A 12,971-nucleotide genomic window follows, 5' to 3' on the forward strand; every position below is an offset into this window, starting at 1 on the left:
GTCCCCCTTGTTCCGGGGCACCGAAAACACGACACTTCACGAGCTACAAACAGGCGACAGATCACGAGCTACTGACACCGCTCGGCCAGGCCACTTGACACGTCGGGCAACTCAGCGATACACTTCCAATATTCCGAAATTGTGCCGGGCTGACCCATCCGGTTCCATTGCATCTTGAGATGCATGGGCTGAATTGCTGCATTGCGTTGAGATCAGAAGAAATCGCGGGGTCCGTGCGTTAGCGGCCGGCAATGCTGGAGCAGGCGGATTCATGCAAGAGTTTATCGATGGGTTGGAACACAGTCTTCGTTGGGTCCCGGACTGGGTTGTCGGCCTTGGCCTGATTACGGGCGCGCTCCTCATCGCGCTCCTGATCCATTCCGTTGCGCGGCGACTGGTGCGCCGCGTCCTGGTTCCGAGAAGTCCGGTCGCGACGATGCTGCTCGACCGCACCGCGGGGCCGACGCGGCTGGCGTTGTGTCTCGCCGCGGTTGCGCTGGTGTTGCCGCTGGCGCCGCTCAGCGATGTGCTGCGTCTGACACTCAGCCATTTCTTCGGCGTCGCCGTGATCGCGCTGGTCGGCTGGATTTCGATCCGTGCCGTCGACATGGCCTCGACGAGATATGTCGACAAATTTCGCCACGACGTCGCCGAGAATTTTCTGGCGCGCAAGCACGTCACCCAGGTTCGTGTCTTCAAGCGGGTGACCGATACGCTGATCGTCATCATCGCGGTGTCGACCGCGCTGATGACGTTCGACTCGGTCCGGCAATATGGCGTCAGCCTGTTCGCCTCCGCCGGTGCCGCCGGCCTCATTCTCGGTCTCGCCGCAAGGCCGCTGCTCAGCAATCTGATCGCCGGCGTGCAGATCGCGGTCACCCAGCCGATCCGCATCGAGGACGCCGTTCTCATCGAGAACGAATGGGGTTGGGTCGAAGACATCGCCTCGACCTATGTCGTGATCCGGCTCTGGGACTGGCGGCGCATGGTGGTGCCGCTGGCCTATTTTATCGAGCGCCCATTCCAGAACTGGACCCGCGACGCGCAATCGCTGATCGGCGCGATCGCGCTGCATGTCGACTACAGCGCCGACGTGCCGGGCATCCGCAAGCGCCTGGAGCAGGTGGCGAAGGAGTCGAAGCTGTGGGACGGCGCGGTGGTCAATCTGCAGGTGATCGACACCCACCCGCGCACCATCGAGCTGCGCGCGCTGGTCAGCGCGCGAAACGCGCCGCAGTCGTGGGACCTGCGTTGCGAGATCCGCGAGAAGCTGCTGGCGTTCATTCGCGACGAGATGCCGGATGCGCTGCCGCGCGACCGGGCGATCCTGGCGCCCGCGGATCATGACGGCTTAGGCCGGAATTTCCTGCGCCGCGCGCCGGCCCGCGATCGCCCGGTTGCGCCGTCGCCCAACTGAGACGAGGCCGCTACGATCGGCGGCCTCGTTCATTATCAAAGAAAAGGCGGAGCCCGTTGCGGACTCCGCCTAGGTTCCAGATTAGCTTACGCAGCACGTTCCTTGCTTGCCTGCTCCTCGACGGTGGTCGCGGTTTCTTCGACGCCCTTTTCGACATTGCCCGCAAGCCTCTCGATGCTGTCGGCCCACATTCTCAGCATGGTGACCTGAAGGTGCATGATTGGCCTCAAGGCGCTCATGCCCATCGCCGTCGTTGCGACCATGCGCCCTTGGGTGTTGCGCATGAATTGGTTCGTGTAATCGATCTTGTCCGTCATGCTGTTCGCTCCTTCGATCTGAAGTTATGGCCGCGATTGTCGGGTCGTGCCGTGCGTGCTTCCAGGCACTGGGCCAACGCGTGATCTGCCGCTAGTCTCGCACTTCGCTCGTCATGCATTTCGTCCAGGCTTTTCAAGTAAGCGACTGCCGCAATCTGCAAGAGATCGAAGTCGAATTGGCCGGCATCACAAAGGTTGTTGACGTAGCGGCGGAGGGCAGAACGCCTGTTATCGTTCTCGCTGACACCGCTGTGGAGCAGCAAATAGTTCCGCCAAGCGAACGCGCACGCACCTTCTCTTGCCTGGGCATTCATGGGCACCTCCCTTAAGGTCAGAGAAGGACCGACCGGCCCTTTTCGTTCCTCAATTTTTAGACGTGTTGTTCTTCCGAGGCCGCGCTGCCGGCGCGGGAACGAGTCGGCGCGGTCATAAAGACACGGTGCGATTCCAGGACATTACGTCCAGCCGCGATGGTTTCCTGTCGTCTATTTATGCCTTGCGATCGATCGAAGATACGCCCGAGCGTCCATCTCCTTGAACCGATCCAGCTTCGCTCGCAGGTGGGACGGCAAAGGCGATTGATCCCGATCGAGGATAAGGCGAAGCCTTTCGCCTATCTCATGGCAGATGGCCCGGTAGTGTGCTGTGTTGAGCTGCGCATGCGGCTCTACCAATGGGACACCTCTCATATCAGTCCCAATGCAACCGCAACGAATATTTCCGCGAGGAACGCAGAGCCGGAGAGGGCGATAATGATGACTGCTTCTACGAGCGACAAGTGCATGGCTCACCTCGCAGTTTCTGCGAAGCCCCATTGGTAAATTCGCATATGTTAAGTTGGTTTCGGTGCCGACGGGATTTTTCCGTGCAGATGGAACTCTGTCCATTCTCGTTTCGCTGCTACGCCACCCACGGCGTCGTCCCGGCGAAAGCCGGGACCCATAACCAAGGAAGGTCATTGTTGCGCGACGCTGGGGCCACAGCTCGTTTCAACAACCCCACCCTGTGGTTATGGGTCCCGGCTTTCGCCGGGACGACGCATGGGGGGATGTCGCAGATTCAAGCGATCTCAATGCCCGGCCATGTGCCGGCCGATCTCGGTGAGATCCGCCTCGCTGGCGCGGGCCTCGTGGACGAACTCGCCGTGGAACATCACGACCAGGCGATCCGACAGTTCCAGCAGTTCGTCGAGGTCCTCACTGACGAGCAGCACCGCGGCGCCGCGGTTGCGCGCGGCCATGATCTCGGCGTGGATCTGCGCCACCGCGGCGAAGTCGAGCCCGAAGCAGGGGTTGGCAGCGATCAGCACTTCGACATCGCCGGACAACTCGCGCGCCAGCACCGCGCGCTGCACATTGCCGCCCGACAGCGCGGCGATCGGCGTCTCCGGCGTGCGGGTCTTGATCTTGTATCGGTTGATCTTGCGCGTCGCATCGCTGCGGAAGGCCGACCGGTTCAGCCACCAGCCGCCGCGCGCAAACGGGGCGCGGTCGAACTCGCGGAACGCGATGTTGTCGGCGACGCTCATGCCGCCGACGCAGGCGTTCTTCAGCGGTTCCTCCGGCAGCAGCGACATCCGGTGCCGGCGCATCTCCTCGCGGCTCGCCGAGTAACTCTCGCCCTGGACGCGGATCACGCCGCTCTCGGCCTCGCGCTGGCCGGCCAGCACCTCGACGAGCTGGCGCTGGCCGTTGCCGGAGACGCCGGCGATGCCGACGATCTCGCCGCTCTTCACGGTCAGCGACACGCCGTGCACTGCGATCGCGCCGGCATCGTCGCGCGCGGTGAGGCGGTCGAGCTCGAGCCGCGGCGCGCCGGTCTCGCCGGTGCGCGGCGGCTGCACGGTCAACTGCTCGGCGCCGATCATGGTGCGCGCCATCTCGTCCGGCGTGAGGTCGGCGACGCGGCCGGTCCCGGCAAGCTTGCCGCGGCGCAGGATCGTCACGTCATCGGCAAAGGCCATCACTTCGCGGAACTTGTGCGTGATCATCAGGATGGTCAGCTCGCCCGCGACCACCATGGCGCGCAGCATGCCGAGCACCTCGTCGGCTTCGCCCGGCGTCAGCACCGAGGTCGGCTCGTCCAGGATCAGGAAGCGGCGCTTCAGATAGAGCTGCTTGAGGATCTCGCATTTCTGCCGCTCGCCGGCGGAGATGTCGGCCACCTTGGCGTCGAGCGGCACCTTGAACGGCATCCGCGAAAGGAACGCTTCGAGCGCCTTCTTCTCCTTGCGCCAGTCGACCACGGCGGGGACGTCGTCGCGCGCGAGCACCAAATTCTCGGCGACGGTCATCGCCGGCACCAGCGTGAAGTGCTGGTAGACCATGCCAAGCCCGAGCGCATGGGCGTCCTTCGGGTTGGCGATGGCCTGCTCGCGGCCGCCGACCAGGATGTCGCCCTCGGTGGCGTGGTAATAGCCCATGATGCATTTGACGAGCGTGCTCTTGCCCGCGCCGTTCTCGCCGAGCAGCGCGTGGAACGAGCCGGGCCGCACCTTCAGCTCGACATTGTCGAGTGCGAGGAAATCGCCGAACCGCATCGTCATGGCGATGGCGTCGACGCCGAACGCGCCTGCGGGTAGCGGCGGCTCGCCGATGATCACGACAGCGCTCCAATCAGATCGGTGGATGTCGTCACCGCGCCGAACACGCCGCCCTGCATCTTGATCATCTTCAGCGCGTGGTCGTGATTGCCCTTGTCGGTGGCGCCGCAGCAGTCCTCGACCAGCACGCATTCGAAGCCGCGGTCGTTGGCCTCGCGCATCGTGGTGTGGACGCAGACATCGGTGGTGATGCCGGTCAGCACGATGTTCTCGATGCCGCGCACCCGCAGCATCAGTTCGAGGTCGGTGGCGCAGAACGAGCCCTTGCCGGGCTTGTCGATGATGGGCTCGCCCGGCAGCGGCGCGAGATCGGGAATGATCTCCCAGCCGGGCTCGCCGCGCACCAGGATGCGGCCGCAGGGACCGGGATCGCCGATGCCGGCGCCGATCTGCCGCGAGCGCCAGCGCTTGTTGGCGGGCAGGTCGGTGAGGTCGGGCCGGTGGCCTTCGCGGGTGTGGATGATGTGAAAGCCCTGCGCGCGCATTACCGCGAGCAATTTCTTGATCGGCTCGATCGGCGCGCGGGTCAGCGACAGGTCGTAGCCCATCTTGTCGACATAGCCGCCGACGCCGCAGAAATCGGTCTGCATATCGATGATGACGAGCGCGGTGTTTTGCGGGCGCAGGTCGCCATTGTAGGGCCAGGCATAGGGCTCGGACTTGATGAAGCGCTCGGGCATTTGGCGATCTCGCAAGACTATCTTGTGATGGACAATTCGGCCGGCGCGCCGGTCAGCGTGCGCTTCGGCGAGCAGGTGATGATCATGATCGCCAGCGTCAGGATGTAGGGCGCGGCGTTGAACAAGTGATAGCCGGAGGTGATGCCGACCGATTGCAGCGCCGGCCCGAGCGCCGCGGCGCCGCCGAACGCGAGCGAGGCCCACAGGCAGAGCAGCGGGTCCCAGCGCGCGAAGATCACCAGCGCCACCGCCGTGATGCCCTGTCCCGAGGAGAGGCCTTCGTTCCAGCTGCCGGGATAGAACAGCGACAGGAACGAGCCGCCGATCCCTGCGAGGAAGCCGCCGACCATGGTGGCGCGCAGGCGTATCAGCAGCACCGAATGACCCATCGCGCGCGCCGCGTCGGCGCTTTCGCCGGCAGTGCGGATCAACAGGCCCCAGCGCGTGGTCTTGAACGCCCAGTACAGCAACGGCGCGGTGGCGACGCCGATCAGGAACAGCGCGTTGATGCGCAGCGCCGCGCGTACCTGCGGCACGTCGCTCCACCAGCCGAAATCGATCGCCGGCAGCCGTGCCGCGGTCGGCTCGATCAGCGGCTTGCCGAGAAAGAAAGCGAGGCCGGTGCCGAGCAGCATCAGGGCGATGCCGACGGCGATGTCGTTGACGCGCGGCAGCGAGCAGATGCCGGCATGCAGCGCGCCGAACAGGGCGCCGGTGATGCCGGCGGCGAGCACGCCGAGCCACGGCGAGCCGGACAGATAGGAGATGCCGTAGGCGCTCATCGCGCCCATCACCAGCGTGCCCTCGAGGCCGAGATTGATGCGGCCGCTTCGCTCGGTGATGCATTCGCCGAGGCTGACGAACAGAAACGGCGTCGAGACGCGGATGGCACCGCCGAGCACGGCGAGCGGAACGGTCCAGAGCCCGAGCGAGGTATCAGCCATGTCAGGACTTTCCCTTCAGGAAGCCGATGCGTCCGTAGAGCGCGTCGCTCGCCAGCACGAACACGAAGATGATGCCCTGCAGCACCAGCACCGATGCGTCGGGCAGACCGAGCCGGCGCTGCAGCAGGCCGCCGGAGGCGCTGATGCCGCCGAGCAGGATCGCTACCGGAATGATCGCAAGCGGATTCTGCCGCGCCAGGAACGCGACGAGGATGCCGGTGAAACCGTAACCGGCCGCGAGGTTGGCGTTGGTGCGGCCCTGCACGGCGGCGACCTCGATCATGCCGGCGAGCCCGGCGCAGCCGCCGGCAAGGAAGCAGACGGTCAGGATCAGCTTGCCGACGCCGAGGCCCACGATCTTCGCGGCGCGGATGTTGCCGCCGGCAACGCGCGCGGCGAAGCCGAAGGTGGTGTGATAGATCAGGATGTAGGCGGCAACCGCCGCGACGAGGCCGAACACCAGGCCCCAATGCACGTCGGTGCCGGGAATGCTGCCGATCATGTTGGCGGCGCCGATCTCGCGGGTCGACGGCTTGTTGAGGCTGGCCGGATCGCGCAGCGGACCCTCGACCAGGTGGTTGAGGATCGCGAGCGCGATATAGACCAGCAGCAGGCTCGAGATCGTCTCGTTGACGCCGCGGTACTGCCGCAAGCCGCCTGACAGCGTGATCCAGAGGCCGCCGCCGATCACGCCCGCGATCACCATCGCAATCTGCACGACGATCGGTGCCGCGCCTTGCAGCGCCAGCGCCGCCGATGTCGCCGACAGCGCGCCGATCAACAGCGCGCCTTCGCCGCCGATGATCACCATGCCGAGCTGCGCCGGCAGCGCCGTGCACAATGCGGTGAGGATCAAGGGGGCGGCGCGGGTCAGCGTGTTCTGCCAAGAGAACCACGTGCCGAACGCGCCGTAATACATGTAGAAATACAGATCGAGCGGGTTCTTGCCGTAGAGCGCGACGAAGCCGCCGAACACCGCGAGCGCGCCGATCAGTGCGGCGCATGGAATCAGGACGTACTCGATGCTGGTGCCGTAGCGCTGGAGGAATCCGGGATCGGCGGCCGGAGCAACTCCGGCCGCGTCCACCGTTTCCGCCGTCTCCGCCGTCACGCGGTGGCTCCGATCACGCCCTCGACGAGGTAATCCATCTTCTCGAGCTCGGGATCCTGCTGGCCGCGGTCGGTGCCGGCGGCGATCACGGTCTTGCCCTTGTTGTCGGCGATCGGGCCCTTGAAGATCGCGAAGTCGCCGGCCATGAACTTGGCCTTGACGTCGTCGGCACGCTTGCGCGCTTCCGCCGACACCGCCTCGCCATAGGGCGAGACCTTGACGATCTCCTCCTTCAATCCGCCGCGATAGAAGTTCGGGATCGGCTGGCCCGATGTGATCATCTTGACGAACTTCGGATACAGCGCCTCCCAATTCCATTCGGCGCCGGTGAGATAGGCCTTCGGCGCCAGCGGAGACTGGTTGACGTGATAGCCGCACACCATCGCGCCGCGCCGCGCGGCGTTCTCGACCATCGTCTTCGGTCCGTCGACATGGCAGGTCAGCACGTCGACGCCCTGGTCGATCAGGCTGTTGGTGGCCTCGGCTTCCTTGACCGGCATCGACCAGTCGCCGGTGAAGATCACCTGCGTGGTCGCCTTCGGATTGGCGAGGCGTGCGCCCAGCGTGAAGGCGTTGATGTTGCGCAAGACCTGCGGGATCGGCTTGGCGGCGACGAAGCCGAGCTTGCCGCTCTTGGTCGAATAGCCGGCGACGATGCCTGAGATGAACTGCGCCTCGTCGATATAGCCGAAATAGCTGCCGGCGTTCTTGGGGTCCTTGTCGGACCACAATCCGCCGCAGTGCTCGAAATGCAGCTTCGGAAACTTGCTCGCCATCTTGACGACATGCGGGTTGTAGTAGCCGAACGAGGTCGGAAACAGCAGCGTGGCGCCGTCGAGGTTGATCATGGACTCGATGGTCTTCTCGACCGCATCGGTCTCCGCGACCTTCTCTTCCTCGATCACCTTGACGCCGGGCAGTTTCTTCACCGCCGCGGCGCCCTGTGCGTGGGCCTGGTTGTAGCCGTAGTCGTCGCGCGACCCGACATAGATGAAGCCGATCGTGGTCTCGGCGGCGGCCGCGCCGCGGACACCCAGCGCGCTGCCGAATGCCAGCGCCGCGCTTCCCTGCAACAAATGCCGACGTGAAATCCTGCCAAAATCCATTTGCCTGCTCCCCTCCGGCGGTCTGCCGCCTGTCCTTGTCGCAGCCGCCTGAAACGACGGAGCCGATGGGAGGTGTCGCAAGCTTCGTGCCAGAGCACGTCCAGCGATCATGGCGAGCTAACGCTTTGAAATTGATGGGGATCGGGTGCGGGTCCCGGACGGTCGACAGCCCGCCTTGCCACCGTTTGCTTATATCTTAGGCGATCAATCGCCGTTGTATGCAATGCCGTTAAGCAGCCGCTAACCGGGATGGCACCGCTGGAGCCTCGATCGGAAGCCGGCGCGCAACCTGCCATTTGCCGGCTGGTGAATCGGATCGGGCCTGCTACGAGTGGGCGATTGTGCGACGGGGTGGGACTGAAAGAGCATGACCGAGATGAAACCGTCATCCCTTCGCGAATCCCTTGGTGTCTCACTTGGCGATGAGATCGTGGCGCGGATCGATCAGCTCGCGGCGATTTCCGAGACACCGGAGCACCTGGCGCGGATCTTCCTCACCCCCGAGCACCGCAAGGCCGCCGACGTGATCCTGTCCTGGATGCGCGAGGCCGGCATGAGCGCGCATCTCGACGCGATCGGCAATGTCTGCGGCCGCTACGAAGGCGAGCGGCCGGGCCTGCCATGCCTGATGCTCGGCTCGCATTACGACACGGTGCGCGACGCCGGCAAATGGGACGGGCCGCTCGGCGTCATCACCGCGATCGCCTGCGTCGCCGATCTCAACCGGCGCGGCAAGCGGCTGCCGTTTGCGATCGAGATCGTTGGATTTGCCGATGAGGAGGGCGTACGCTTTGCCTCGACGCTGCTCGGCAGCCGCGCGCTGGCCGGAACGTTCGATGCGGCCGCGCTCGATGCGCGCGATCGCGCCGGCCTGTCGATGCGCGAGGCCATGGTGCAGTTCGGGCTCGATCCCGATCGCATCGGCATCGCGGCTCGCGCCCGCCGCGAACTGCTCGGCTATGTCGAGCTGCATATCGAGCAGGGGCCGGTGCTGGAGGAGAAGGGCCTGCCGGTCGGCGTCGTCACGGCGATTGCGGGCGCAACGCGGCTCGCAGCCAGTCTCGTCGGCACGGCCGGCCATGCCGGCACGGTGCCGATGCCGCTGCGCCGCGATGCGCTGGCGGGCGCCGCCGAATGCATCGTCGCGATCGAGGAGTTTTGCCGCAGCGATCAAGCTGGCCTCGTCGGCACCGTCGGCGTCATCAACGCCTTGCCCGGCGCCACCAACGTGATCCCGGGCAAGGTGTCGTTCACGATGGACATCCGTTCGCAGGACGACGCGCATCGCAAGCGCGCGGTGGCCGATATCGTGCGGCAGGTCGAGGCGATCGCGCAGCGGCGCGAGCTGGCGCTGCAGATCGACGTCACCCACGAGAACCGCAGCGTGCCGTGCGCGCCGTGGCTGCAGGCGCAGCTCGCGGACGCTGTCGCCGCCGAGGAATTTGCAACCTTCGAGCTGCCGAGCGGGGCGGGGCATGACGGCATGGCGATGGTCGACGTCGCCGACATCGCCATGCTCTTCGTGCGCTGCCGCGGCGGGGTCAGCCACAATCCGGCCGAGCATGTCGAACTCGCCGACGCCGACACCGGCGCGCGCGTGCTGTTGCGCTTCATCGAGAATTTCCGGCCGGGCGGCGTGGCCGACACCTGAAGCGATCGGCAGGCGGCGCTGCGACCGCATCGTGCCGGGCGCAACGCTGATACCGCGCGCGCGGCCTTGATCTGCATCAAGGTTTGCCGTGCCAAATCCGGACGGCTCCGGCCGCATCCGGCTTGGCTCGGGCTATTGCGGGCCGGTCGTGAGGCGCTAGACTTGCCCCCAGGGGGAAGGACATGCGGTCATCCGTCGTCCAGGACGTTCAGTTCCCAAAACAACCGGCGCTGCAGTTGATCTACGACACTGCGCCGATCGGCCTTGCCTACCTTTCTCCCGACTGCCGCTATCTGCAGATCAACCAGCGTCTCACCGAGATCTGCGGCATCTCGGTCGAGGGCCATCTCGGCCGCTCGGTGCGCGATTGCGTACCTGCACTGGCCGGCGCGGTCGAGGATATCGTTCGCTCGATCATGGAGACCGGACAGCCCGTGACCGGCGTCGAGGTCTACGGCCAGCGTCCGGGCCACAATGACGAGCGCTGCTGGATCACGCATTGGCATCCGCAACTCGGGCCGAACGGCAACATCGTCGGCGTCAACGTCGCGGCCGAGGAGATCACCGAGCGCAAGCGGAACGAACGCGAGCTCCGCGCCGCGCGGGACGCCGCCGAGCGGGCCTTGCATCATCTGCAGGAGACCCAGGCGTCGCTGATCGAGGCGGAGAAGCTCGCGGCGCTCGGCCGGCTGGTGGCCGGTGTCGCGCACGAGATCAACAGTCCGGTCGGCACCAGCCTCACGGTGGCCTCGGTGCTGGAGCAGAAATGCGCCGACTTCGCCGCCGAGGCGGCGCGCGGCAGGCTGATGCGGTCGAGTCTCAGCGATTTCATCGAAGTGGTCGAAAGCGCATCATCGCTGCTGGTCGGCAATCTCAAGCGCGCGGCCGACCTGGTGCAATCGTTCAAGCAGGTGGCGGTCGATCGCAGCTATTTCGACCGGCGCGAGTTCGATCTCGGCGAGGTGACCGAGCAGGTTCTCTCCGGCCTGCGTCCGGCGCTGCCGAAGAACAACCTCGCGCTCGAGGTCGATTTTGCGCGCGGCCTTGCGATGAACAGCTATCCCGGCCCCTACGGTCAGGTGCTGACCAATCTGTTCGTCAATGCGGTCGCGCACGCGTTTCCGGACGGCAAGGGCGGCACCATCACGATCCGGCTGCGCGCGTCGGGCCGGGACCGCGTCGAGGTGCTGTTCGCCGACGATGGCTGCGGGATGGACTGCGAGGTGAGGCGGCAGGCCTTCGACCCATTCTTCACCACGCGCCGCGACAACGGCCGGATCGGGCTCGGCCTGCATATCGTCCACAACATCGTCACCAACCGGCTCGGCGGCGAGCTCCATCTCGACAGCACGGCGGGTGTCGGGACGACCATGCGGATCACGCTGCCGCGCCTGGCGCCGCAGCGCGCAACCGGCGCCTGACGGGCCCAATTCGGGGGTCCAAGAAGAAAATACTCTCCGGCTTTTGCGCCGGAAAACGTCCTTCCAGGGAGCTGCCGCAAAAGGCACGGCGCTTCCCTTGCTTCCGCGCCAAATGTCGCGACATTTAGGGGCGTCAGCAACGGTTACGTCCCATGAGCCAATCCGCATTCGATCCCTTCGGCGAGCCGGTCCCCGCGATCGATCAATCGGTCGCCAGCACCCGTGCGTCGCAATGGCTGAAGACCGCCGGTACCAGTGTTTTCTGGGTGCTGGTCGTGGGCATCGTGCTGGCCCGCGCCGCCTATTTCGAGCCCGGCGTGTTCAGCTTCGACAACGCGCTCGCCTGGGCGCAGGGCCTGTTCGCGGCACTCTGAGGGCCGAGAACCACCCGCGGCGATGCGGGGAATGGCACCACGCCGTCAATTCCGGGGATAGAACTTCCATGCATCCGGCCAATCCGAAAATGGATTGGTCAACGGGCGCAATCTGGCGCATAAAATCTTCTCCGAAGAAGAGGATTTCGTGCCGGACCCATCGAAAAGTCAGGGGAAGCAGCCAACTGCGCTGAAGCGGGTGGTCCTGCTCATTCCCGGTATCCTGCTCTGCGGGGTGATCACGGTCATATCGCTCGGCATCCAGACCGCCGAAGAGCACGTTTTCGACCATCCCTATATCGAGGCGCTGGTGGTTGCGATCCTGCTCGGGATGGCGGTGCGCACCGCCTGGCAGCCGTCCGAGCGCTGGCGCTCCGGCATCGCCTTCAGCGCCAAGCAACTGCTCGAGGTCGCCGTGATGCTGCTCGGCGCCTCCATCAGCTTTGCGGCGATCGTGGCCTCGGGCTGGCTGCTGATCGGCGCCATCGCGGTGACCGTGGCCATCATGCTCGCGGTGAGTTTCGGGCTCAGCCGGATGCTCGGGCTGAAGACCAAGCTCGCGATCCTGATCGCCTGCGGCAATTCGATCTGCGGCAATTCGGCGATCGCGGCGGTGGCGCCGGTGATCGAGGCCGACGGCGACGACATCGCCTCGTCGATCTCGTTCACCGCGATCCTCGGCGTGCTGATGGTGCTCGGCCTGCCGCTGTTGATTCCACTGCTCAAACTGTCGGCCACGCAATACGGCATCCTCGCCGGGCTCACGGTCTATGCCGTGCCGCAGGTGCTGGCCGCGACGGTGCCGGCCGGCATCGTCTCGACCCAGATCGGCACGCTGGTGAAGCTGGTGCGCGTCCTGATGCTAGGCCCGATCGTGGTCGGCCTCTCGCTGTTCGTCGCGCGGCGCAAGCGCAAGGCGGGCAACGCCAAGACGGTGGCGATCAGCCCGTTCAAGCTGGTGCCCTGGTTCATCATCGGCTTTTTGGTGCTGGCCGCGCTGCGCTCGCTGCAACTGGTGCCGGACATCGTCATCGCGCCGGTGACCAAGACCGCGGCGATCCTCACCGTGCTGTCCATGGCCGCGCTCGGGCTCGGCGTCGACGTGCGCGTGCTCTCGACCGTCGGCGGCCGGGTGACGGCCGCAGTGACGCTGTCGCTGATGCTGCTGCTCGGCCTCAGCATCGGGCTGGTGCATTTCTTCAAGTAGGTTCGTAGGGTGGGCAAAGCGCGAGCGTGCCCACCATCACGAGCAGGTCGTGGATGGTGGGCACGTCGCTACGCTCCTTTGCCCACCCTACGGACTATGGCCCGGATTGTACGCTGGCACATCGCTTGCTTTACTGACCCC

Annotated in this window: 12 protein-coding genes; 5 read left to right on the forward strand and 7 right to left on the reverse strand. The window is 65.5% G+C overall.

Annotated features, from left to right (window positions below; translation table 11 throughout):
- Positions 1 to 271 precede the first annotated feature (271 nt).
- Complete coding sequence (locus JQ633_RS16370) at positions 272 to 1,417, forward strand: mechanosensitive ion channel family protein (protein WP_211986087.1); 1,146 nt, start codon at positions 272 to 274, stop codon at positions 1,415 to 1,417.
- A gap of 86 nt (positions 1,418 to 1,503) precedes the next feature.
- Here the strand turns inward: JQ633_RS16370 and JQ633_RS16375 are convergent, their stop codons facing one another.
- The 7 genes from JQ633_RS16375 to JQ633_RS16405 form a co-directional block, all read right to left on the reverse strand.
- Positions 1,504 to 1,734 (reverse strand): hypothetical protein, encoded by a 231-nt coding sequence (locus tag JQ633_RS16375; RefSeq protein ID WP_211986088.1) that lies wholly within the window; start codon positions 1,732 to 1,734, stop codon positions 1,504 to 1,506.
- A complete protein-coding gene (locus JQ633_RS16380) occupies positions 1,731 to 2,048 on the reverse strand; it encodes a hypothetical protein (protein WP_211986089.1) in 318 nt (105 codons plus the stop codon). Before JQ633_RS16380 ends, JQ633_RS16375 begins: the two co-directional genes overlap by 4 nt.
- A 755-nt stretch (positions 2,049 to 2,803) precedes the next feature.
- On the reverse strand, positions 2,804 to 4,336 hold the full coding sequence (locus tag JQ633_RS16385; protein ID WP_211986090.1) for an ABC transporter ATP-binding protein: 1,533 nt from the start codon (positions 4,334 to 4,336) through the stop codon (positions 2,804 to 2,806).
- Positions 4,333 to 5,016 (reverse strand): biuret amidohydrolase, encoded by a 684-nt coding sequence (biuH, locus tag JQ633_RS16390; protein ID WP_211986091.1) that lies wholly within the window; start codon positions 5,014 to 5,016, stop codon positions 4,333 to 4,335. The genes JQ633_RS16385 and biuH overlap by 4 nt, the downstream gene beginning before the upstream one ends.
- Before the next feature lie 17 nt (positions 5,017 to 5,033).
- Positions 5,034 to 5,960 carry an ABC transporter permease gene (locus tag JQ633_RS16395; RefSeq protein ID WP_211986092.1) on the reverse strand — a complete coding sequence of 309 codons (927 nt, stop codon included), beginning with the start codon at positions 5,958 to 5,960 and terminating at the stop codon, positions 5,034 to 5,036.
- A 1-nt stretch (position 5,961) separates the two neighbouring features.
- Positions 5,962 to 7,071 (reverse strand): ABC transporter permease, encoded by a 1,110-nt coding sequence (locus JQ633_RS16400; protein WP_211986093.1) that lies wholly within the window; start codon positions 7,069 to 7,071, stop codon positions 5,962 to 5,964.
- Positions 7,068 to 8,177 carry a BMP family ABC transporter substrate-binding protein gene (locus JQ633_RS16405; RefSeq protein ID WP_211986094.1) on the reverse strand — a complete coding sequence of 370 codons (1,110 nt, stop codon included), beginning with the start codon at positions 8,175 to 8,177 and terminating at the stop codon, positions 7,068 to 7,070. Before JQ633_RS16405 ends, JQ633_RS16400 begins: the two co-directional genes overlap by 4 nt.
- 367 nt (positions 8,178 to 8,544) lie before the next feature.
- On the opposite strand from JQ633_RS16405, the gene JQ633_RS16410 reads away from it, so the two are divergent.
- The 4 genes from JQ633_RS16410 (at position 8,545) to JQ633_RS16425 (ending at position 12,830) form a co-directional block, all read left to right on the forward strand.
- Positions 8,545 to 9,828, forward strand: a complete 1,284-nt coding sequence (locus JQ633_RS16410; protein WP_433995659.1) for an allantoate amidohydrolase — start codon at positions 8,545 to 8,547, stop codon at positions 9,826 to 9,828.
- Between the two features lie 182 nt (positions 9,829 to 10,010).
- Complete coding sequence (locus JQ633_RS16415) at positions 10,011 to 11,249, forward strand: ATP-binding protein (RefSeq protein ID WP_211986095.1); 1,239 nt, start codon at positions 10,011 to 10,013, stop codon at positions 11,247 to 11,249.
- Positions 11,250 to 11,401: 152 nt separating this feature from the next.
- The gene (locus tag JQ633_RS16420) at positions 11,402 to 11,623 is read left to right on the forward strand and encodes a hypothetical protein (protein ID WP_211986096.1); all 222 of its coding nucleotides are present in this window, start codon (positions 11,402 to 11,404) and stop codon (positions 11,621 to 11,623) included.
- Positions 11,624 to 11,771: 148 nt separating this feature from the next.
- The gene (locus JQ633_RS16425; RefSeq protein ID WP_211986097.1) at positions 11,772 to 12,830 is read left to right on the forward strand and encodes a YeiH family protein; all 1,059 of its coding nucleotides are present in this window, start codon (positions 11,772 to 11,774) and stop codon (positions 12,828 to 12,830) included.
- Positions 12,831 to 12,971: the final 141 nt, after the last annotated feature.

Origin of the sequence: Bradyrhizobium tropiciagri (assembly GCF_018130505.1) — a bacterium.
In the GTDB taxonomy this organism is placed as follows: domain Bacteria; phylum Pseudomonadota; class Alphaproteobacteria; order Rhizobiales; family Xanthobacteraceae; genus Bradyrhizobium; species Bradyrhizobium tropiciagri_B.

Bases quoted from the DNA above. Each gene is read 5' to 3' on its own strand.
- JQ633_RS16415 (WP_211986095.1), top strand. From the start codon at position 10,011: ATGCGGTCATCCGTCGTCCAGGACGTTCAGTTCCCAAAACAACCGGCG.
- JQ633_RS16370 (WP_211986087.1), top strand. From the start codon at position 272: ATGCAAGAGTTTATCGATGGGTTGGAACACAGTCTTCGTTGGGTCCCG.
- JQ633_RS16410 (WP_433995659.1), top strand. From the start codon at position 8,545: ATGACCGAGATGAAACCGTCATCCCTTCGCGAATCCCTTGGTGTCTCA.
- JQ633_RS16380 (WP_211986089.1), bottom strand. From the start codon at position 2,048: ATGAATGCCCAGGCAAGAGAAGGTGCGTGCGCGTTCGCTTGGCGGAAC.
- JQ633_RS16395 (WP_211986092.1), bottom strand. From the start codon at position 5,960: ATGGCTGATACCTCGCTCGGGCTCTGGACCGTTCCGCTCGCCGTGCTC.
- biuH (WP_211986091.1), bottom strand. From the start codon at position 5,016: ATGCCCGAGCGCTTCATCAAGTCCGAGCCCTATGCCTGGCCCTACAAT.
- JQ633_RS16375 (WP_211986088.1), bottom strand. From the start codon at position 1,734: ATGACGGACAAGATCGATTACACGAACCAATTCATGCGCAACACCCAA.
- JQ633_RS16420 (WP_211986096.1), top strand. From the start codon at position 11,402: ATGAGCCAATCCGCATTCGATCCCTTCGGCGAGCCGGTCCCCGCGATC.
- JQ633_RS16405 (WP_211986094.1), bottom strand. From the start codon at position 8,177: ATGGATTTTGGCAGGATTTCACGTCGGCATTTGTTGCAGGGAAGCGCG.